Here is a 21337-nt window from a genome sequence, read left to right as displayed (position 1 = left end):
ACGGAGAACCCTGAGACCAATGAGTGACCCCAACGACATCTATCCAGCGCTGCGGAAGAAAGGAGCCTCAGTCTGCACGCTCGACGAACTCGAGGAGCGCTACTGGTCCGAAGTCGGGCCCGACCTCCGCTCCGAGGGGCAGGACCCGAATAGCGAACGGCCAACCTACAAGTGGCTTGTCGAAAACGGCCACCGAGATCTCATTTACGCACTTCAAGAGTATCACGACCTCTCCTTCGGGGATTTCTGGACGCAAACCCTGGGGCTCGAGGACAAAGAACCGGGCTACAACTGGGAAATTGGCGATGAAGACACCATCGACGCGCTCGAAACCTATCTCGAACGACGTCGCGGGAACCGGTGGAGCGAGACAACAACTGCGACCCATCGTGGCCGTCTGAAGCAGTACGCGGGCGCATACTACACCGTCAATGACACCGATGATTTGTTGAGTCCAATCGCTCCAGACAGCGAAACACCAGAGTACGAAGCGAAAGACGCCTGCTGGCGGGCCTTTGAACGTCTCGATGACCAGTACAAGCGGACCACTCTCGAAAAGGTGTATCGAGCCGTCGACGAGTGGTATGAACACCTGCGGGACCGAGGCCTCGCGACGACCATCCCCACGTCGGCTGTTGCCTCGAATTTTGATTGGTCCGATGTCGATCCCGACGACGGGTCGGAGGAGACTATCGAGCCGAATCAGGTACGAGCCCTCTACGACGAAGCCCACAATAACCGGGAGAGAACGCTTGTCGTCGCTCTCTGTGCGTGGGGGCTGCGCGCGAACGAGGTGGCTCGTCTGCATCGCGACCAGTTGGTCCTCGACGTCGACGAACCGTACATCGAGTTCGACGAGCGGAAGAATGGTCCATCGACGGTGAACATCCCCTTTGGAGAACAAGATGCTCAGACACGCATCTCGCTACTGGACGGCGACGACTGGGGCGGATACCTGTTCCCGTCGACGAGATCAGAGTCGGGCCACGTCCACCGCAACACCGTTCGTGACTGGCTTCACGACCTCGCTGATCGCGCTGGTGTAACTCTCGGAGATGGCGATGATGCCTATCCAAACCCCCAGCAGGCCCGCCAGTATTGGTACAACGCCTACTCTGAGGTCCTTGAAGATGTCTTGCTCGACGCGGTCAGCGAACTTGCAGAAGAACAGGGTAGCAGCTCCGCTCAAGTCGTTTGGAATGACTATCTCTCCGAAGAACGACGCCGGAGCGTCCGTCGTGCGCTGATGCGCGAGAAGTTGAAAGCCGCCTTCGGTGACGAGTCCTAAGAAGTCCGCAATCGGAGCAGACCGAATGCGTCGAGGCTTGTCCTAGGGGCCATTCACTCGTTGTCGAGTTCGTACTTCTAGTGAGATCAGTCAGTGACCTCTAGACGCCAGCTGGCCATCCGCTCAACTAAACCCTCTTTCTCAAGGTCTCAACTGAGTCCGCGGTACAAACTGGAGAGTCAGCTATTCCAGGACTGCTGTTAAGCTATTATAAAATAGTATTCTATTCAAAAATAGTAGACTATTCGCCTGATTCTGAAAAATCGGATTCTCGGGCTTGTTCGAACCGTTTGGCCACCTCTTCCACGAGGTCTTCCTCCACGACAGTTCGCAGGAGAGCATCGGTCATCTCCCGAACAACGATGTTCTGATAGCCCTGTTGGTTGAGTTCGCGCTCCAATTCGTACTTCAGCCAGGAATCGAAGTCCTCGATCGTTGCCTGACGGGCATAGAAGGGGCGCTGTTTAGCAGCCTCGTAGCTGAACGCAGTATCGGTCATCGGATCCCGCGGCTCAACCGATTCCTGAGACGGTGTCTCCTCGGTCGCCCCCGATTCGGATCCCTCATCCGTATCCTGTGGTTCGTCGTCCGGTTCATCCTCAAGCGTCTCTCCGAGGTCGGCAAACGGATCGTCCTCAGCCATGGCGGACCACCTCCCCTGCCTCGACAATGTGAGCCAGTTCGTCGAAACACTTCAGCTGGTCACAGTCTGGGTCGTAGTCCAGTAGCGGTTTGCGCTCGCCGTAGGCCTTCGTGATACTGGTACGGTCCCGAATGCCGGGAGATGGTTTGAGATCGCCGGCGTCGACAGCCTCCCAGTCCGTAATCCGCGCGAAGTTCGGGATGCGGTCCTGGAGGTTATCGTGGGAATTGAGCCGTTCCAGAAGCTGTCGATCCTGGGTCTGTTGGTCAATACGGCCGCTCAACATATTCGGAGCCATCGCAAGGACGTCGACATCCATATGCTTCCGGAGCGGTGAAATCTGGCGCTCGATGGTTCGCTCCAGACCGGCCATCGCCTCATTCCCGGGGGCGAGCGGAAGCACCAGATTAGCCGTCGCGACGAGCGCGTTGTCAGTGAGTCGAGAGCGGTACGCCGGCGAATCCGTGACGATATAATCATACGTGTCCCCGAGGAGTGGGTCTACCACTTCCCGCTTGAGTAGCGCAGAGGGTTGGAATACGTCGCCGACGACGATCTCCCGCTCGACCTGTTCTAAGTCCTCGCTGGACGGGAGAATATCGAACTCGTAGCTGGTATCGTAGACAACAGAAGTCGGGTCAGCATCATCGAAGAAGACGTCGCCGATGGTTTCCTCGGTGTTGTGATACTGGTCGTCAAAGCCTAAGCCGACGGACGCGTGGCCGTTCGGATCAAGGTCGATGAGGAGTACATCGTGGCCCTGTGCGGCCAGCTGCCGGGCGAGGTTGACAGCAATTGTCGATTTGCCGACGCCCCCCTTCAACATACAAACCGAAACAGCTCGAGAGTTCCCATCGGTCTGTACCGAATCATATGGGCTATTTGGGCTATTCGTTCTATCTATGCTATTCTTACTATCTGAACCACTCATACTATTCAGCAGTATTAACCCCTCTCGACTTAACTCTGTGGTAAATAGTGTGAATAGTTTTCTATTCCACAACCATACGCTATTCTAAAATAGTATTCTACTCTAGAATAGCTAGGATAGAATAAGTAAACGAGGCTCAGGAGACGAACTCCAGCATAGAGCGGAGTTCAGATTCGATATCAGTCAGTTCACTCCGTTGCCACTCAAACCGTTCTTCGACCCCAACATCGGTAAGAACGGAATCAGCCCCCAGTGGTAGGCGTCGATCTCATCGGAAGCCTCGTTCGTGACGATGTGGAGGTCGTCGCCAGGCGCAATGTTGTATCAGGGTGTGTACCCGCCGTCCGTGACAACCTCGGCGTCGAAGCGGGCCTCGAGGTCGGCCTGGTCGATGAAGAGCGAGTTTCGGCCACACATACATCCGGGTCCGACCGGGAGAGTCTTCAACGTATCTGGAAATGTGAAGGGCTGGTGCTGTTGCCCCTCATTTGATTGTAGATTTGGGGACAATCGGTGAGTACAGGGGGAGAACATTGAATGGGTGGGTGGGTGTCTGGTGTTTGAGGATGTGGAGAGCGGGGAACGCGTGCCGGTGGACTTCCGACACGACGATTTCGTCGCCGTCGATAACTCAAATCTGCTAATCAGTCTCGACCGCCGATAGTGTACCCTTTCCCTTCGGCCATCGCTACTTCCGCCTCTAACTGCTTGCGGATGTCGTCGAACGTCGCAATGACTTCGTGGGTCATTTCGAACACAGACGTAGAAACAAGTGACCACGTGATTTGTTCCCAATTTAGCAGCAGAGCCTCGGTGACCTCGGCGAGCATCAACACGGTGAATTGTGCGGGGTCTGTGAACCCGGTATTCGTCGGGCCAGTCGCCATCACTTCCGTCTGAGTATTGGGGGTTAACCCCATCCGGTACAGGGTGCCTTTCGCACCGCCGTGGATAGTATCACTTGCGAAGGCGAAGTAGGGTTCGTACCTGTCCAATCCGACATCTTCGGCGACCGTGCGTCTGGAGGGGTTCTCATCCAACTCCACATGCGCCCATCCATAGGATTGCTTGAACGCACCCCCATACTGGTCCACCATCTGCTCCAATCGTTCCTCGATATCTTCCATTTCGTCATCTGAAAACGATTTAACGCCGAGTTCCTCGTGGTGTTCCTGAAGAAGTTCGGCTTCAAAGTAGTCGTCGACGATTTTGTGGTGGAGGAATCGCTCTGCCGTATCCTTGCCGTGCTTTGAGATGAATTGGGCAGAGATTGCGATCTCGTAGAGTGCGCGCCACCGTGAAAATGCGCCGTCAGCGTATCCAGCTCGTATCAACGCCAGCACTTCGCGTGACACCTGACAAGCCCGTGCGTGAAGCCGGAATAGCGCGGAGAAGAGTGGGTCTGTGTCAGATAATTCGTCATCCTCGATTAAGTGTTGTTTGAACGTGGAACCTGCCTCGTGGTTCAGCAAGATGAAGAACTCGAGGTTGTCGAAGGCTTGTCCCCATCGTTGGTGTAGACGCGTTTCGAATCCTTCCCGGGTGGCGGCCTCATCGTCCATCACGGATGGGTATTTTACCGCGTATTCGGCGAGGAGTTCGTCACTATACTCGAATACCAAGTCTGCTATCTCGTCTGTGTCGGCGGCGATGTCTTCGGGGTCGATGCTTAATGCGTTCTCGACGGCCTCCTCAAACCAGTTCGTGTCCTCCACGTCGCTCATACTGGCGTTCTTGACAGTCTGGGCAAGTAATGCTTCTCACGGCTTCACAGCCTTGTAGAATTAAGGACTCTGGAAAAGAAGAACCCTGTTGGCGTTAGTCGTCGGTGAGCAAGCCTACTTCCCGGCTATTTCACCGCAGATGGTATGTGACCAAGAGGATTTCCACAGAGCCGAAAAGGTTCTGAATCGTGTGATTAGAGCTCGGTCGGTGGCAGAAGCTCACAGAGAACAGCTGCTTGGTCAAGAAGTGCGTCTAAGAGCCGTTCAGTCGGTCGATACAGCGCGTGATGTTCATCGACAGTATAGGTCGTTTTCTCGTCGTCGGTGTGAGAGAGAAATCCGCACTCGAGAAGCGGAGCAAGGGTAGTATCCAGCGCAGTTCCGGAACGGCCAGATTCGGCTTCAAGAGTGTGTCGAGGGAACTCAGAAAGGAACCGCGTACAGCAACTCAGGACGTGAGCACGTCGATCAGCGAATAGTTCGTTGAGTGCAGTACGATGGGTACGTGTCCAATACTCGTCGAGTTTGACGTATGTGCGAACGATAGGGGAAAGCTCGTTCAAGGAACCAGTAGCATGGACGATGCCAAGGTCGTTGAGCGCATGTTGGTCTTTGGTGTCCAGAGACTCGCCGAGAGGATGGAGAACAGTTTGAAGCGCCTCGTGGTACCGCGAAGTGAGAAATTCCCCGGCAACAACGTGGGCGTTCACGATATTTCGAGTTGGGTGCATTGACTCGTGGTGATCGGGGTTTCGGTGGTCGACGTGGGTTCGTGGGTAGCTCATAGAGCACCTCTTCCAACGTGGCGTTGAGCATTAACATTCCGAGCAGTTAGGCTCGAGACTACAGCTGTGGAGGTTTAACCAACACGCCGCCGCCAATACGGCCGGATGTTGGTTAACACGGAGAACGCTGGATTCAGGAACTATTCTCGGAAACAGGATCCAAACGGAGACTACTCGGGACTGTACCGGGATTGGAGGAGATCACATCGAGTTTCTTGAAACGCGGAAGCGCCACGCCGCGGCTTATCGGGTACGTAGACAACTAATCGGGTATGGGAGAACACTCAACGTCGAATCGATTGGCGGTAGACCAGCCAACACGGAGCGCTGACCGCAACCAGAATCTGGCTAATCAAGCCGATCCCGCGACGGACGGAATGCTGCTACCCTCCCTTGAGGACGGTATCACACTCCTCGATGTCAACGGTGATCGGGGTGTTCCGATCCTTCAGTCATTGGTACTCGATCATCTCCTCTTGCACGACGGGCCCGCTTTCTGGATTGACGCAAACGGCCATGCGACGACGGCCACGCTGACGCAGATAGCCCCCAGACAACGGTTGCTCAACCGAATCCACGTCGCCCGCGGATTCACCGCCTACCAGCACTACGGCGCCGTCTGTGATCTCCCGTCAGCGGTGAACAAGTCGATCCAGATGTCTACCACCGACGCCAGGGCGGCCGGTCGAGGGGAACTGAGTCGCGACGAGGACACGTCGCCCCACACGCCCGCCCTCATCGTCGCGCCGGCCGTCGACGCCCAGTACCGCGCCGACGATACCCTCGGCGAAACCCACGCGGGAACCCTTCAGGCTCGAACTCTCGCTCGGTTGGCAACCTACGCCGATGGGTACGACATCCCGGTGCTCGTTACGCGAAACGAACGAAACGAATTCACCGAATCAATCGCGACGGTCGCCGACCACCACCTGGAGTGTGAGCAAACCCGGATGGGGCCACGGGTCGTCGGCGAGGACTTCGAGACGCTCGTCTATCCCGTCGGTGACGGCGCGTACTATCAGACCACGTTCGCCTACTGGCGGCAGCTGCTCGCGGCTCGCGCCACGCAGGTCGACGTGGAACCGACGGCGTCGGTGTCGACGCCGACTCCAGAGGGGGTCGGGACGGGCGTCACGGCTGACGGTGGGACGGTGGCGGCCACCGCGGACCCCATGCTTGATGCGTGGACAGCGGCCGATTCGGGAGGCCGATAACGATGGGACGCACGAACCCAACATACCGAGATGCCCTCCGAGCCATCGAAGAGCGCTGGGCGGATTTTCGGCGAGCACTACGGCGTCGCGACCAGCCGCGCTTCGATCGGCTGTTCGAGTACGCCCGCGAGCACGCTGACGCGAGCGGGCTGTTGAACCACCAGAATTCCCTCGCACCGGCGCTGCTCAGCATCGATCTCGAACAGGAAGCCCGCCTCGACGACCACGAAAACCGCCTCGCCGAGCTTGAACAACAGATTGCGGAAGGCGAGGACACACAGCCCCAACCAGCCGCAGAGAATACTGCTGGGGGTTCAGAATGACCGAACTATCGACAGTCGCCTTCGACATCGAAACGACTGGGTTCGAGACAAGAGATCAACTCACCGTTGTTGGGTTTGACTCTGCTGTCGCATCCCGAGTGTTTCTCAATACGGATGGAACAACACCATCGCCAACACTCACAGACCAGCTGAACGAGAAGCTCCAGACGGCGGTGCAACTCACCTCCCACGACAGCAAACGGGAATTACTAACCGAACTCACGACGTTCGTCACATCAACACTTACCCAACGGAACGCGAAACTCGTCGCGTACAACGGTGAGCGGTGGAATGGTGGATTCGATTTGCCGTTTCTTCGGACTCGGCTCTGTACACACAGCCTTGAGTGGCCCTTTGGCACGCTGCCGTATGTCGATGTGATGGATGTCTTCGAGAAACGGTTCAATACCAGCGAAAATACACTGAATGGCGTCTATGGAGAACTTATTGGGGCAGGGATGAACGAGCTTGATCCATTCGCCGATAGCAGTGAGGCCGTCACAGCGTGGGAGGAAAGTACATTTGAACCACTCATCACACACAACGTCGCCGATATCCGTCGGACGCGAGCGTTGATGGATCTCGCAGAACGGTACTGCTCGAAGTCGGACTTCTCGATGAAATCACTTGAGCCGGTCGTTTGAAAACAAGTTGTGTCTAACGGTGATATCCGGGGATGCCACCGCCGTCGAACCCACCAACGTCGTCACTACGCTGGTAGCGTCTACTTCTTTGACACTCCTATCGCTACGGTCTGCCACAATGTCATCGGACGTGGTTGCTGGAGTAATACACGGGACGGACCCGGATGCAAATGGAGCGATGACAATCGAGGTGTGGCGTGCCGATGGAATTCCGGACCCAGTGCCGGCCCACGTCCCCGCTTCGATGCTCGAATCGCTCCCGGACCGACTATTCGGCCGGCTAACGGAGGATCTCCTCGCGCTGTCGACGGCGCGTCCTGACGGCACCTTTCGCGTGGATGTACCGATGGGGTTAGACGACTCGACGGTCTATTGCCGCGTCTTCGACGACCACCGTCTCCTCGCTGCCGAGCAGGTCACGGTACGCGCCGCAGTTGACGGACCGGACCTCGTGGTTGAAACGAACGACACGAGTCGGCGCGCTGTCCCGGCAGCGGCGACGGCTCTAGCTACTGTTGTTGCTGGCTGCTCCGGCATTCCTGGATGGGGTGATGAGACGGCGACACCGGGGACGGCAACGGATACGCCGGGTGTGACATCCTCTCCTGAGGAGACAGATACCCCGACTGCGACTTCACGCCCCACTAACACTGCAACTGAAACGTCAGTCCCAACCGATACTGCGACTGAGACAGCAAGCCCCACCGACACTACGACTGCAACACCGACAGAGGAATCGTCGAGCCAGTCATCTGACGGCAACCAAGTGGATGCCGGTGGCGGCTGGAGTGGTGGGGGAGGAGACGATAGCGACGACTCGTCAACACCGACCCCGACTGAGACGCCGACACCAACCGAAACACCGACTGAGACGCCGACACCAACCGAAACACCGACTGAGACGCCGACACCGACGCCCTCGCCGGGTGACTCAGAGCCGGACCTGCGAGAGCCAGACCCGCCGGAACCAGACCTCACGACGACGAGTTCGACCGCCGACCGCGCTGCGTTCCTCTATCAGGGATCCGAACCAGTTCAGCGAGATGCGGACCCAGCGAAAATCGAGGGAAAACGGGTGAGTACCCTCACAGGGACGGTTTTGAACCGCGACGGATCGCCACTGTCGGGGGTGAAGGTCTCGATTAAAGACCGACCGGAGTTCGGATACACCTACACCCGCGAGGATGGCGAGTGGGATATGGCGCTCAACGGCGGCGGGCGCGAGACGGTTCGCTTCGAGAAGGACGGCTACCTCCCTGCCCAGCGTTCGGTCAATCTGAACTGGAACCAGGAGACGGCTATGGACGATGTCGCGCTGGTCGAACCGGACGGCGAGGGGACCGAAATCGAAAACGATGCTAACGAACCTCAGGTTGTCGAGAGCGGTAAGGTCTCGGACGATGATGGCACCAGGACGGCCGTCGTCTTCGTCCCGGAAGGGACCGCAGCCCAGTGGACGGCCGACGGCACGGCGCCGGAGTCGTTGACCGTCCGGACCGCTGAGTACACCGTCGGCGATCTGGGGCCGGAGTCGATGCCGGGAGGACTCCCGCGCCAAGTCGGCTACACCTACGCATCGGAGTTTTTCGTCGACGAGGAGGCATCCGGGTCGGGCGGTTCCTCCGGCGGTGGGTTCATCGGCTCCGGGTCGGCGGGGGACCTGCAGTTCGACACGGACGTCGTCTTCTACCTGGACAACTTCCTCGACTTTCCGGTGGGAGCACCCGTACCGACCGGGTCCTACGATGCCGATGCGGCGAACTGGGTGCCTTCCAACAACGGCCTGGTCGTGAAGATCCTCGGGATCTCCGACGGCAAAGCCGACCTCGACATCGACGGGAGCGACACCGCGGCCGACGAGCAGACCCTCTCGGATCTGGGCGTCGGCGACGCCGAGCGCGAAACACTGGCCGACCTGTACGAGGTGGGTGACGAACTGTGGCGGACACCGTTGCCCCATTTCACGCCGTGGGACTGCAACTGGCCCGTTAGACCACCCGAAAGCGCCGTTTTCCCACCGGAACGGGAGCGGCGTGACGAACCCGAGGATCCGGACCCCTGCTGAGAGTGACAACGATGACGAGGAACACCCCACTATCGGTTTCGACGGACGCACAGAATCTAGCGACGAACGCGAGGCTCCGCATTCCCGGTACCGACCTGAATCTCGAATACCGGAGCATGCGACAGCAAGGCAACATCCGTGACGCGACGATCGACGTCGGTCTGAACCCGTTATCGTCAGGGCTGCTCGGCCACGTCGTGCAGATAGACGTCGCCGGACAACACCACGAGGTCGAGTTGGATTCGACCGAACGCTCCTACATCTTCCAGTGGAACGGCGAGGACGGACAGGGGCGTCCGGTTCAGGGATCGGAGTGGGCGACCGTTCGCGTCGGGGCCCAGTACACGCCCGTGTACTCGGATCCCACCCCTGCTGGCGTTCAACCAGGGGGCGGTGGTGGTGCGGGAGAAGGTCTGCGTCAAAGCTTCGGGCGACGAGGGTCGCTCGAAGTGACCTACGGAGAGGGCCGCGAGCCGATAACGGTCTGGCGGACCTATCAGGTGGAACTCCGCTACGATCGACCCACGGAGCTCGGGTTCGGCGGCTGGACGGCGACCCTCCAGCGCGACCCGGTCTGGGTCGACGAGCAGGGACAGGGGGGAGTGAGTGGTGTCGTCGAGAACGTGTTCTCGGACGCGGCGCCGGAAATCGCCAGCGGCTTCAACAGGGATTCGATGGCGTTCGGGCCGGACGGGACACTGTACATCGGCGACTTCAGTACGGTGTTCGCGGTCGATCGGACCTACGCGCTCGAGAAGACGACCGACCCCTCGACCACGGTCACCGAGGACAGTTCGTTCGTCTCGACAGTCGTCGACAGCCGCGACCCGATAGAGGAGATCCGACGGATCGCCGTGGGCCCGTCCGGGTCGATATACGCCGCCGATCCGGCGGCCTACGCGGTGTTTCGCATCGACCCCGACAGCGGATCGGTCACGCGTATCGCGGGCGACGGAACCAAGCCGACCAACAGCGACCTGAACTTCAACGACATCGGAGCGAACGAGGACATGGGTGAGGCGACCGAGACGGCGATCCGTCCGATAGATGTCGGGGTCGGCCCCGAGGGGAGCGTCTACTTCGTCGATGCGTTCGACGGGTTCGACGGATACGAGGGACAGGCCGTCCGCCGGGTTACCCAGAACGGCAAGATCGAACCCGTCGCCGGTGCCCCGGTCGATTCGAGTCTGAACGTTTCCATCGGGCCGAAAAACGACGGGACCTTCGACACTGCTCCGACCGACGTGGAGTTTCAGAACATCGATAGCCTGGCCGTCGACGGCGAGGGAACGGTGTACGTCGCCAACGACACCGACGGGATCGGTGCCTACTACAACGTCTTGAGCGTCGAATCCGACGGGGTTCTCCGACTGGTCACCGGCGACATAGACGACACCGTCTCCTCGCCCGCAGTCGACGGGACCGAGGCCAGAGACGCGGGGTTCGGGCACATCTGTGATCTCGCCGTCGACGAGGTCGGGAACCTTCTCGTGGCCGACCTCTCAACAGAAGTCGTCCAGCGGGTGGCCCCCGACGGGACCGTTCGTCGGCTGTTCGGCACCGGCGACAGCCAAGACGATCCGCTCGAAAGCGGGGATCCGGCGGCAGGTGGCTTCGGCCAACTCGACGACACTGACGTCGCGGTGGCCCCCGACGGGACGTTCGTCCTCACGACGACCGGAGACCTGGGCGCCCTCGCCCGCGTCCGGTTCGCCGTCGACGATAGCGGCCTCTTTCCGAATCCGGACGGGCGGATTGCAGCACGGATCCCAGAGCGCCACGAGGAAACGGTGAACACGTTGACAGGGGGGACGTTGTGGGATCTTGGCTACGACGACGAGGGGCGCGTGGAAGCGTTCGTCGACGCGTACGGGAACGAGACGACGGTCGAGCGAACCGCCGACGGGCGCCTCGCGGCCATTGAGTCACCCACCGGCCAGCGGACGACGTTCGAGACGGACGCCAACGGCTACCTCTCGACGGTCACGCTTCCCGACGGACGCCAGATCGCGCTCGATTTCACGGAACTAGGACTGCTGACTCGAGCCGAGGACCCCGCGGACAACGAGAACACGTTCTCGTACGGGAAGGCCGGACGGTTGACCGACCGGACCGACCCGACCGGTGCCACGACGAGTTTCGTCCGCTCTACGATCAGCGACGGAGCCAGGATCAAGCGGATCTCTCCCGAGATGCGCGAGGTTACCCACACCAGCGAGTGGGACGACGGAGACCGACTGTTCACGACGGAGTGTTGCGGGGGGACCTCGAGCAGTACCCGACTCACGACTGGCGAACAGTGGAAAGTGACACGCCGCGACGGGGGGTCGCGGACACTGTCTCAGGGTCCTGACCCCCGCTTCGGGATGGCCGCTCCGGTGACCGAGAAAGCGGTCGAGGTCTCTCCAAGTGGTCGCGAGACGGTCACCAAGACCGACCGTACCGTCTCGCTCGCGGACGACAGCGACTCCCTCAGCCTCGACTCGCTCACCGAAACGGTGACGATCAACGGTCGGACGTTCGATCGAACGTTCGAGGCCGCCACAAACGAGTACTCGATTACGACCCCTGAGGGTCGGTCCACTGTCCTGACGCTCGATGACAACGGCGACGTGTCGGAGTTGTCGGCCGACGGCGTCGATCCGGTGTCGATAGAGCGCAACGGCAACGGTCGAATCAGCGAGCGCAAACAGGCGGGGACGGTGTTCAAATTCGAGTACGACACCAACGGCTACCTCGAGGCTGCCGAGGACGAGACCGGCCGTCGGGTCGAGTTCGACCGCGACGTGCTGGGTCGTATCCAGACTGCCACGACGGCTGCCGGAAGCGCCGATGCCGCGACGGAGGCCTTCGAGTACGACGATGCTGGCAACCTCACCGAGTTCGAGCGTCCGAACGGCGACGTCCACCGGTTCAGCCACGACGCCGCCGGTCGCCTCACGGGGTACGAGCCGCCGGAGCTGCCCGACGGCGAGGGCGTCTCGATGAGCTACGACGGCGACGGCCTGCTGACCGACCTCGACCCAGCGAGCGGTCGGACGATGACGAACAGCTACGACACCGGCGGCCGTCGCACGGGCACTACCCCCGGGGCGAGCGGGTCGGGACTGCCCTCTGTATCCTACGACTGGAACGCCGCCGGTCGCGTGGACACGCTGACCTGGTCGCCCGATGGCGGCACGGACCAGACGGTCTCGTTCGACCGCGACGGCATGGCCACGACGGGACTGGAGTACGGCGGAGCCGTCTCCGGTCGGTTCGAGTACAGCCACGACGACGACGGCTTCGTCACGGGGATCACGTTCCCGGAGGACGTCGGTAGCTCCCAGACGCACTCGCTGAGCCACGACGACGACGGCCTGACGACAGAGTACGGCCCGTTCACCCTGACCAGAGACGGTCCCGATGGTGCTCCCACGACGATCACCGACGGCACGCTGACGATCACGATCACCTACGACAGTCGCGGTCGAGTCGATACGCGGACACACGAGGTCGGTGGGACGGCGATCTACGCCGCAGATTACACCTACGACGACGCCGGTCGAATCGAAACACGGACCGAGACCGTCGACGGCAGTCAGTTGACGACGGAGACGTTCTCCTACGACGAGGCCGGGCGACTCGCCGGTCGTACCCTCGGGCACGGTCCCGACGAGTCCTACGACTACGACGCGAACGGCAACCGCGTCTCGCGAACGCTCGGGCCCGCGACGTTGGACGCGACGTACCGTACCGGGGACCGCCTGAAAGCGTGCGAGAAAGAGTCGAGTGGCAGTAGAACCACGGTCGCCTACAGCTACGACAAGGACGGCTTTCTCAGCGGCCGCGGCAGCGACACCTTCAGCTACTCACCGAAGGGACATCTCCTCACGGCGACACCCAATGGTGGGTCCACGGTCACATATACGAACGACGCACACGGGCGTCTCATTGGCCGGACGGTAAGCGGGAACACGACGGAGTACCTGTACGGCGACCCGAACCGACCGTGGCAACTGACTGTCGCCCGTGACCCGGACGGCACTCGAACCCGCTACTACTACGACCCGTCGGGCCGACTCATCGCGTTTGACCGCGACGGCACTTGGCACTACGTGGCCACCGATCAGGCCGGGTCACCGCGCGTAGTCGCCGCGACCGACGGCACCGTCGAGAAGGAAATCGTTCGCGACAGCTTCGGCGCCGTCCAGAACGACTCGGCGCCCGGATTCAGACTCCACGTCGGCTTCGGCGGTGGTGTCCGCGACCCGGACACGGGCCTGGTTCGGTTCGGCCTCAGGGACTACGAGCCGGAGACGGGCCGGTTTACGGCACGCGATCCGATTCTCCAAGCCGGTGGACAGTACAACTTCTATGCGTACGCCCACAGCGACCCGGTCAACGCGTTGGACCGGAGCGGCCTCTCGTGTTACTGGGAGGACGTAAACGAGGACTACAACATGACCATGGACAATATCAGTCCGGTCCGAAACGCCATCGACGAGATTTCGGGCGACGTGACGGCACCACAGGGCAACACCGAGGAGACGCTTAAAAACGGCGCTAAGACGGCACTCAAGGAGGGTGCCAAGGAAGGCATCGAACAACTGGGTAAAGGGGCTTCGCGGTCGGCGGCCGCCTCTGCGGCCGCAACCACTGGCGCGACTGCTGGAGCGACAGCCGTCGGCCAGGCTGCCGCCCTCGAAATCTCGCTGCGTGGATCTATCTACGGGACATCGATGCTCAGTAACCTCTCAGACATCTCGGTGACTGACGGCATCGCGTCCACCTTGTTCGAAGCCGACCCGCTCGGCCTGCAGACTGTAGACGATCCAGAGAATCCCTTTATCGGTCCCGGGAGTGGCGACTGCGGTTCGAAGAGTCCGGACAACTGCTGAGACTCAAAACCGAGTTTCTGATGCGCTACCGCCCGCCGATTCGGCCGCGTACAACGGCCGCGTACTGGCGTGCGGCCGTCAGTGGATCGAGTGCAGCCGCGTTCTCGCCGCCGACGATAGTGAGGACGACTCTGTCGTCGACCTTATCGAGGCGGACTGCGTCGAGCGTGCCGTCGCCGGCAGCAAACGTCCACGCCCCGACATCCGCTTCCCGTCGCTCCGCTGTCGCCGCGGTCCCATGTCGCTCGGCAAACCAGGCTGCGGTCTGCTCACCAACGGCGGGCCAGGCGTCGGCATCCGCGAACGTCGCACTCTCGACGTACTGGGGAATCCCGTCGGCGCCCGTACTCACGAACGCCGTGGCGGCGCTCCCGGCGCCTTCGAAGGCGTCGACGGTCGCCCGCAGGTGTTCGACGAGCGCCGACATCTCGGCGTTCACCTGCCACTCGACGTAGGCATCGCTCTGGACGAGGTCGCCAGCAGCGAGCACCGGAGTGGAGTCCTCAGAAGAAACGCTCGCATCCTCGGGCGTACCCGAGAGCACACCGCCGAGGGCCAGCGCACCGGACGTGGCCAGCACCTCCCGCCGCGTCAGCGCCGGGGGGCTGGCCGGACGACCGCCTGTCCTCTCGTGGCCGTAGGTCACAGCGATTCACCACCCATCGAGGGACACCGTTGATCAAGCAAGCGGTTCCACGTACCCACTAGAGACGCACGTCGCGACATCATAATCGGGTGTTCACTTCCACCCCACATCAATGACGAGTCTACGTATGTAGCGTCCATGCGAGACCTCTGCTGAATCCTCAACGTCGCGGCCAATGAGTGGGCACTACTGGCTTCTGTTTGCCGCGTCCATCGAAATCGCTCAACCAAGTACGTCTAACGGGAACTCGGCCGCTTACTGCTTGTTAATGTCGAGATGTTCTGACAGGATTCGCAGCACTCCCTTCCGGAGATGTGCGTGGACAGTCGGACGTGCGAGCTTGAGCGCGTCTGCGACCTCTTCGGCAGTACTTTCGCGTGGCCAGTCGAAGTAGCCCGCCCGGTAGGCGACTTCGAGCACTTCCCGTTGACGGGGCGTCAACTCGTCGAGGATACTGCCCGGTTGTGGAATCATCGCTGGGTCGCGGTCTCGCTTACGAGTAGCCAGTAAGTCCACTTCGGGGTACTTTTCGTTGATATGGTCGACGATATGTGAAATGTCGGAATCAGTCGGCGCCTCGACGACGAATCGCGCACCGTCCGGAGTCAAAGTAGCCTCCTGAAGGGTTGCACCCGCGGCGCTGACGACATCGGGTAGTGACGGTGGGGAGAAGACGACTTCCAGTCGCCCCGATGTGGAACCGTCGGTGATTACCCGAGTGCGTTCGACTGCTGTCGTTGCCCGGAGCGCATCCGCAGCACTGGCTGGGTCCACCCCTTCGACGGATAGATAGAGTATCCACCCCTCGCTGCCCGGCACGGACCCCTCGAGCGATAGAGTCCCATCGATGTCGGACCCAAAAAAGAGGGGTAGGTGTTCCCCGTGTGTCGCCTCGAATTCGAGTTCGACGACCGAGGTCGCGGACACCAGTTCCTGGGTTCTGGCCGCGTGTAGCACGGTTCCGAGCATATGACCGAGAACAGCCAGTGCAGTTTGTTCTCGACTACTGAACGCGTTGGGACGTTTAGTACCGAGCACGAGACAGCCATAGACGGTATCACCGTGACCGAGTGGAACGGCAGCAAGCGACTCGATGTCGTCTTCGTGTTCAGTTTCTAACCACTGCACTGTCGAGGGGTCTCGACAAATCGATACCTTGGGGTTATCCGTATTTATCGCCTCTCGTATTATTTCGTATCCGCCACCATTGGTCATCTCATCTGTCTGTATCGTCTCGCAGTCTCCTTCGAACCCTTCGGAGGCAACACAAGTAAACCGAACCGCACCCCGTTCACGCTGACCGACCCATGCGCACCGATAGATGTCCGATTCCACGGCGTGCTCACAGAGAATCTGCATAATCGGCCCCTCGTTTCCGGTCCGAATCACCTCCTGAGTAGTTTCGAAGAGAAGGGTATTGAGACGGTTCAGCGTCGCCAACTCATCACGCTGGCGTCGTATTTTCTGTTCCCGTTCCAATCGCTTGGAGATATCACGCGCGATGCCGCATCTGAACGAACGCCCCGTCTCGGGGTCCTCAAATGTCGTCCCGTCGAACTCGTGAGGGATCCGCTCACCTTCGGCGGTAAGTATATCGACTCTGACGCGCCGGTCATCGATGCCTCCGATCGACTGCATCAACCCCGGAACGTACTCGTATTGATCTTCCGGTATGAAGTCCCGAGGATTCATCTCTCCGATTTCCTCGTAGGTGTATCCCGTCGTTTCGGCGAGACATTCGTTCCAGAACCAGAACCGGCCATCGTCGCCGATGACGTAGACGACATCGTCGATAGTGCTCAACACAGTTCGCGCCAACCGAGGTGACTCCGCTAATAGGAGTGTTTCTGAATCCGCCTGCTCTATTTCTTCCGCCGAACTGGTTTCGCTGAGCGACCAGACGACGATGTCGTCCTCGTCCAAAGAGGAGAGGGTCAATTCAACGTGGGACCCATCTATTCCACCCACTCGTGCTTCCCCCTGCCAGCGGCCCCCTGCCAGAGCGGTATCAAGGGCAGCCTGTATTTTTTCTATTCGTCTCGGTTCGAACACCACCTTCCACGGGTAGTCCTCTAACTCCTCGGGTTCCATTCCGGCTATCTCCGCGAATCTTGGTGAAACATATACTAGATGCTCACCCTGTTGAATCCCGACACCCCCGGAAACCGACCGGGCCAAATCCTGCCAACTGACGGATAATTTGCATTCGTCAGTCATTACCACAAAACATGATGGAATATGTATAAATATATCGACTTGACGATGTCGGGAGGACTCGGCACGAATCATTCCGGAAGAAAAGAGAACACAAAAAATAGAGGAGAGACGTCATCGTTCGTGTTCTCGACTCGCTTCCAGAAACATGGAGACACGCCGTAGCTTATCGGACATTCGGCTGTTCTGTAACGTATAGGAGGAGATGATTATCAGATGCCATTCACGATTGACTTCTTGGGTGACGGCCGCGTCCTAGAGTGGGAGATAACCGCCGACGGCGTCGTCGCGACCGAGATAGTTGCGCGACGGCCCGGCTTTCGACGGGACGCTACGTTCCTACGACCCGGTGATCGACGTCGACACGCCCGTTCCTGGAGGCGTTCTGTGCCATCGAGAACAGAAAATCCGCAATCCTGAAAGCGACACACCATCGATTATCGGGAACCCCACTATTGGTCCTATAGGGAATGCCGTTCACTACTGAGTAGATCGACTTGGGACTTATAGAGCGAGAGAGGATACCCCGCGAGACCGTTGAAAGGGCATCCACCACTATCTCGCAGTATTATCAATATTATATATAATTATTTTATTATTTAGATATCAGTAGAGTCGAGTTGCTGTTCACAATTGGGATAGAAAGCTAACCTATGGCCAACTGGCGGCGAAAGCCCGGATCGGGTCGCTGTCGATTAAAAGACTATCCGAGTCAACAACGAGCGGTACTGGCTGTCCACCACGGGTAACCGTAAACGAACAAAACCATTCATTCACGGCTTTTTCCGTGTTAATATCCAATCACACGAGGATTTCTCACCGAACTCACCGAGAAGCACAATATCGAAAACGCCATGTTTCTCGTCGATGACGCAGACGGTTTTCTCGGTAGTCTCCGACGAGAAAACCTCGGCCCCTGCGTCCAACAACACGCCCCCAGAAGCGTTGCTCAATTCATCATTTTTAAAATATATTGGAGAACTTGTTTGCTTTCAAATTGGTTCAGTCACATCGACCGACTGGCCGCAAAAACGTGGTCACAAACCCACGCCGCTTAGTGGAGTTATAGTTAATTTAACACGACCAAACAGAGTCGTGCCATGAAAAGGAGCTGATCTGCTCACACAGATCTCCATCAGGTACTTTGAATCTATATAGTATCCGGACTGGGATAGTTGTTATATCAAATGAATCGCTTCTGGCGGAATAGTGACCTGCAGGTTGTGCCCAGATTCCATCTCAAATTGCTCAAAAACAGACGGCTGTGCAGTGACCATGATTTGGTCTGAAAAGCCATCGATATATATTGAAAGACGATACTGTGTACCCACGTTCAACCAATCGGTGACCATCCCAGAGATAGTGTTCCCACGACTCGGCGCGTCATCTGGGGCAGTCATAGCCAACTGTACACGCGAGGGATGGATACATGCCGTGACCTCAGTATGGGTGAGTTCTGTCGCAGATGCTCGAAGATGGATGTCTCCGATTTCGATCGTTGTTACGCTTGCATCTCGGTCAACAACCGATGCTTCGAGGATGTTTTCTGTGCCGGTGAATCGTGCGACGAATCGGGTAGCAGGACGGTTAAGCACAGTTGACGGCGGCCCAACCTGCTCAACCGATCCATTATGAAAGACGGCGAGGCGGTCACCGACCGCTGTTGCCGTTCGTTGGTCGTGTGTGACGTAGACGACGGGAACATCAAGCGACGCGAGTAAATCAGCGAGATCACGGCGCAACCGACGCCGAATCGGCGCGTCGAGACTCGACAGTGGCTCATCAAGGAGCAGTACATCCGGGTCTGCCGCTAGCGTACGAGCGAGAGCAATTCGCTGCCGCTCACCGCCTGAAAGCGTTGCCGGCCGCTGATTCAGTATGTCGCTGATCTCCAGTAGCGAGGCGAGAGTGTCGACACGACCCGAGTCGGTCGCTGCGTACTGAATATTTTCCCTTGCAGTCATATGGGGGAACAATGCCCCCTCCTGAAAAACAAGCCCAGCCCGGCGCTCCTCGATAGGCGTGTCTTCGAGAGACCGACCGTTCAGAGAAATAGTTCCCGAATCGGGATCAACAATCCCCGCAATCATCGAAAGTAGTGTTGTCTTGCCACTTCCGGATGGGCCGAGCACTGAGAGTACTTCGGTCTCGACAGAGAGGTCAACCGGACCGAACTCGAAGCCATCGTACATCTTCGTGAGGGAAGTTAATTCAAGCATGAGTCACTCCAAAGGGTTCGTTCCCAGTACGTGGAGAACGACGAGGGTTGCCACTGCAATCCCAACGAGAATAACAGCAATGGGAAAGGCATTGTCTAGTCCGAGCGTCGTGAATGATACCCATATCTGGACTGGCATCGTTCGGGGATAATATGCGAGCATGATCGTCGCGCCAAACTCACCGATAGCACGGGCGAACGCGAGTGTGACCCCGGCGAGAATACCGGGCCATGCGATAGGGAGTGTCACCTGTCGGACGGTCGTCAATCGACTCTTTCCGAGGGAGCGTGAAGCGTGCTCCAATTGGCGGTCGACGCTCTCGAAAGCTGCCTTCGCCGTAATAACGACGAAGGGTGAGGCAACGAACGTCTGCGCAAGGACCACCCCGACGATCGATCTGGTTAGCGGAACTCCGTTAGCGGCCGCCAGCTCACCGAGAAGCGTATTTGGCCCGACAACCGTGAGCAACACCATCCCGCTAACAATCGGCGGAAGGACGAGCGGCAACACGACGAGCGCAGTGACGAGCGTCTGGATGCCACTATCGGTACGAGCCAACCAGTATGCGAGGGGAAGTCCGAACAGCGTCGCGAGGGCCGTACTCGTGAATGATGCCGTTGTTGACGTGGTCGCAGCAGAAACTACGTCTGGGGTCGTGAGCCGCTGAATAACGATTCCAGGTGGTTGACTGACAACGAGCGAAAGCAGTGGCAATAAATAGTAACACAGCAAGGCCGCGCCGAGTAGGAACGCTACTGACAGCCAGTCGAATCGCTTGACGGCGTCTTCAGTCCGTGACATCATGGGGAACATTAGCAGTAAATCGAGGGTAGTCCTTTGGCACGACGAAACCAAACTCACTCAGATACTGGCTCGTCGTGTGCGCGTTGAATACGTCCACAACAGCGGGAGACTGATGACGGATAGTCGAGCCGTAGCTGATTACTCCTCCTTGAACGACCTTCCCGCTTGGTAGTTCATAGCTGGCGGTCGAATAGGCATCGCTGTACGCCGGGTCGCTGAGGTCGATCTCTACCGGGAGATCAACGTAATCGTAGCCGCGCTCGACAGCCATATTTCGGTACGCAATCGCCGCGTCGATAGAGCCGGTTTCGAACTGGCTGATAAGCTGTGTTTCGGGGTAAATCTGTTCCCGTGTCGGGATCGCCGCCCGCAAATCTGCCCCGGTTCCATAATATTCGGTCGCTAGTCCGAGCATGAAAAGAGACCGGTACCCAAGCGGATCCAACTCGGGATCCGTGCGGCCGAGAGTAACGTCATCATCCAAAATCGGATTAAACCAGTTCTTGGAACCGGCTTCGGCGAGGCGTTGTCCCCCATCGGTGTCTGAGTTGTATGCGATGACGATGGAGTTGGTGGCGAACTCGGCGAACCATTCCGGACTGAGCGGAGAGTCAAAGAGGGCGATATCCGCGAGGGAGACGATGGCAGGGTCTTTTTGCCCCTCTGCGACGAGGCGAGCGGCCTCAGCAGAGCCGTGGGCTTCAACCTGGATGGTCGCGTCAACGTTCGATCGAAGACCGTTTTCGAGGGCGTTATTCAGACTTCCCGCAGCGAGCATCGAGACTGTCGCCGATTCGCCGCCACCACCCCTCGTTCGAAAACAGCCAGCGGTACCGGCGAGTCCCGAAGCGATTCCCGCAAGGACCTGGCGGCGGCCAATTGATGTATCACCGACCACATGAAGAGGATGCCCTGTTTGACCAATAAGCTTAACTCAAACACTTCTGTTTGAGTTTA

The 21337-nt window shown here is 58.9% G+C and carries 15 protein-coding genes and 1 pseudogene; 7 read left to right on the top strand and 9 right to left on the bottom strand.

What is annotated here, in order from left to right:
• Positions 1-19: 19 nt before the first annotated feature.
• Positions 20-1288, top strand: a complete 1269-nt coding sequence (locus NMP98_RS15825) for a tyrosine-type recombinase/integrase (protein WP_254858826.1) — start codon at positions 20-22, stop codon at positions 1286-1288.
• A gap of 241 nt (positions 1289-1529) precedes the next feature.
• On the opposite strand, the gene NMP98_RS15820 is transcribed toward NMP98_RS15825, so the two are convergent.
• From NMP98_RS15820 to NMP98_RS15805, 4 genes and pseudogenes are all read right to left on the bottom strand, one after another.
• Positions 1530-1931 (bottom strand): DUF7970 domain-containing protein, encoded by a 402-nt coding sequence (locus NMP98_RS15820; RefSeq protein ID WP_254858825.1) that lies wholly within the window; start codon positions 1929-1931, stop codon positions 1530-1532.
• Complete coding sequence (locus NMP98_RS15815) at positions 1924-2862, bottom strand: ParA family protein (protein WP_268105299.1); 939 nt, start codon at positions 2860-2862, stop codon at positions 1924-1926. The genes NMP98_RS15820 and NMP98_RS15815 overlap by 8 nt, the downstream gene beginning before the upstream one ends.
• A 234-nt stretch (positions 2863-3096) precedes the next feature.
• Positions 3097-3279, bottom strand: a pseudogene (locus NMP98_RS15810) (SOS response-associated peptidase family protein); the annotation flags it as partial.
• 227 nt (positions 3280-3506) lie between these two features.
• Entirely contained in the window at positions 3507-4586 is a 1080-nt protein-coding gene (locus tag NMP98_RS15805) for a DUF5677 domain-containing protein (protein WP_254858823.1), read from the bottom strand.
• 575 nt (positions 4587-5161) lie between these two features.
• On the opposite strand from NMP98_RS15805, the gene NMP98_RS15800 reads away from it, so the two are divergent.
• The 6 genes from NMP98_RS15800 to NMP98_RS15775 all read left to right on the top strand — a co-directional run bounded on the left by NMP98_RS15800 (position 5162) and on the right by NMP98_RS15775 (position 14497).
• Positions 5162-5320 (top strand): hypothetical protein, encoded by a 159-nt coding sequence (locus NMP98_RS15800; protein WP_171814224.1) that lies wholly within the window; start codon positions 5162-5164, stop codon positions 5318-5320.
• Between the two features lie 428 nt (positions 5321-5748).
• Complete coding sequence (locus NMP98_RS15795; protein ID WP_254858822.1) at positions 5749-6585, top strand: hypothetical protein; 837 nt, start codon at positions 5749-5751, stop codon at positions 6583-6585.
• A 2-nt stretch (positions 6586-6587) separates the two neighbouring features.
• Entirely contained in the window at positions 6588-6908 is a 321-nt protein-coding gene (locus NMP98_RS15790; RefSeq protein WP_254858821.1) for a DUF8156 family protein, read from the top strand.
• Positions 6905-7552 carry a ribonuclease H-like domain-containing protein gene (locus tag NMP98_RS15785; RefSeq protein WP_254858820.1) on the top strand — a complete coding sequence of 216 codons (648 nt, stop codon included), beginning with the start codon at positions 6905-6907 and terminating at the stop codon, positions 7550-7552. Before NMP98_RS15790 ends, NMP98_RS15785 begins: the two co-directional genes overlap by 4 nt.
• 118 nt (positions 7553-7670) lie before the next feature.
• Positions 7671-9617 (top strand): carboxypeptidase-like regulatory domain-containing protein, encoded by a 1947-nt coding sequence (locus tag NMP98_RS15780; RefSeq protein WP_254858819.1) that lies wholly within the window; start codon positions 7671-7673, stop codon positions 9615-9617.
• Positions 9618-9628: 11 nt separating this feature from the next.
• Complete coding sequence (locus tag NMP98_RS15775) at positions 9629-14497, top strand: RHS repeat-associated core domain-containing protein (RefSeq protein ID WP_254858818.1); 4869 nt, start codon at positions 9629-9631, stop codon at positions 14495-14497.
• A gap of 25 nt (positions 14498-14522) precedes the next feature.
• On the opposite strand, the gene NMP98_RS15770 is transcribed toward NMP98_RS15775, so the two are convergent.
• The 5 genes from NMP98_RS15770 to NMP98_RS15750 all read right to left on the bottom strand — a co-directional run bounded on the left by NMP98_RS15770 (position 14523) and on the right by NMP98_RS15750 (position 21278).
• On the bottom strand, positions 14523-15143 hold the full coding sequence (locus NMP98_RS15770) for a hypothetical protein (RefSeq protein ID WP_254858817.1): 621 nt from the start codon (positions 15141-15143) through the stop codon (positions 14523-14525).
• A gap of 255 nt (positions 15144-15398) precedes the next feature.
• On the bottom strand, positions 15399-17360 hold the full coding sequence (locus tag NMP98_RS15765; RefSeq protein WP_326494480.1) for a bacterio-opsin activator domain-containing protein: 1962 nt from the start codon (positions 17358-17360) through the stop codon (positions 15399-15401).
• Positions 17361-18535: 1175 nt separating this feature from the next.
• On the bottom strand, positions 18536-19576 hold the full coding sequence (locus tag NMP98_RS15760; protein WP_254858815.1) for an ABC transporter ATP-binding protein: 1041 nt from the start codon (positions 19574-19576) through the stop codon (positions 18536-18538).
• Positions 19577-19579: 3 nt separating this feature from the next.
• Entirely contained in the window at positions 19580-20389 is an 810-nt protein-coding gene (locus NMP98_RS15755; protein WP_254858814.1) for a molybdate ABC transporter permease subunit, read from the bottom strand.
• On the bottom strand, positions 20364-21278 hold the full coding sequence (locus NMP98_RS15750) for an extracellular solute-binding protein (RefSeq protein WP_254858813.1): 915 nt from the start codon (positions 21276-21278) through the stop codon (positions 20364-20366). The genes NMP98_RS15755 and NMP98_RS15750 overlap by 26 nt, the downstream gene beginning before the upstream one ends.
• Positions 21279-21337 lie beyond the last annotated feature (59 nt).

The organism is Natronomonas gomsonensis (genome assembly GCF_024300825.1).
Classification (GTDB): Archaea; Halobacteriota; Halobacteria; order Halobacteriales; family Haloarculaceae; genus Natronomonas; species Natronomonas gomsonensis.
The sequence above is the reverse complement of the archived record's forward strand: the minus strand, read 5'-3'. Positions and strand labels throughout refer to the sequence as shown.

Excerpts from the sequence above, each read along its gene's own strand:
- NMP98_RS15800 (WP_171814224.1), top strand. The coding sequence starts at position 5,162 with ATGGACGATGCCAAGGTCGTTGAGCGCATGTTGGTCTTTGGTGTCCAG.
- NMP98_RS15825 (WP_254858826.1), top strand. The coding sequence starts at position 20 with ATGAGTGACCCCAACGACATCTATCCAGCGCTGCGGAAGAAAGGAGCC.
- NMP98_RS15755 (WP_254858814.1), bottom strand. The coding sequence starts at position 20,389 with ATGTTCCCCATGATGTCACGGACTGAAGACGCCGTCAAGCGATTCGAC.
- NMP98_RS15795 (WP_254858822.1), top strand. The coding sequence starts at position 5,749 with ATGCTGCTACCCTCCCTTGAGGACGGTATCACACTCCTCGATGTCAAC.
- NMP98_RS15765 (WP_326494480.1), bottom strand. The coding sequence starts at position 17,360 with ATGACTGACGAATGCAAATTATCCGTCAGTTGGCAGGATTTGGCCCGG.
- NMP98_RS15790 (WP_254858821.1), top strand. The coding sequence starts at position 6,588 with ATGGGACGCACGAACCCAACATACCGAGATGCCCTCCGAGCCATCGAA.
- NMP98_RS15805 (WP_254858823.1), bottom strand. The coding sequence starts at position 4,586 with ATGAGCGACGTGGAGGACACGAACTGGTTTGAGGAGGCCGTCGAGAAC.
- NMP98_RS15815 (WP_268105299.1), bottom strand. The coding sequence starts at position 2,862 with ATGAGTGGTTCAGATAGTAAGAATAGCATAGATAGAACGAATAGCCCA.
- NMP98_RS15760 (WP_254858815.1), bottom strand. The coding sequence starts at position 19,576 with ATGCTTGAATTAACTTCCCTCACGAAGATGTACGATGGCTTCGAGTTC.
- NMP98_RS15775 (WP_254858818.1), top strand. The coding sequence starts at position 9,629 with ATGACGAGGAACACCCCACTATCGGTTTCGACGGACGCACAGAATCTA.
- NMP98_RS15780 (WP_254858819.1), top strand. The coding sequence starts at position 7,671 with ATGTCATCGGACGTGGTTGCTGGAGTAATACACGGGACGGACCCGGAT.
- NMP98_RS15785 (WP_254858820.1), top strand. The coding sequence starts at position 6,905 with ATGACCGAACTATCGACAGTCGCCTTCGACATCGAAACGACTGGGTTC.
- NMP98_RS15820 (WP_254858825.1), bottom strand. The coding sequence starts at position 1,931 with ATGGCTGAGGACGATCCGTTTGCCGACCTCGGAGAGACGCTTGAGGAT.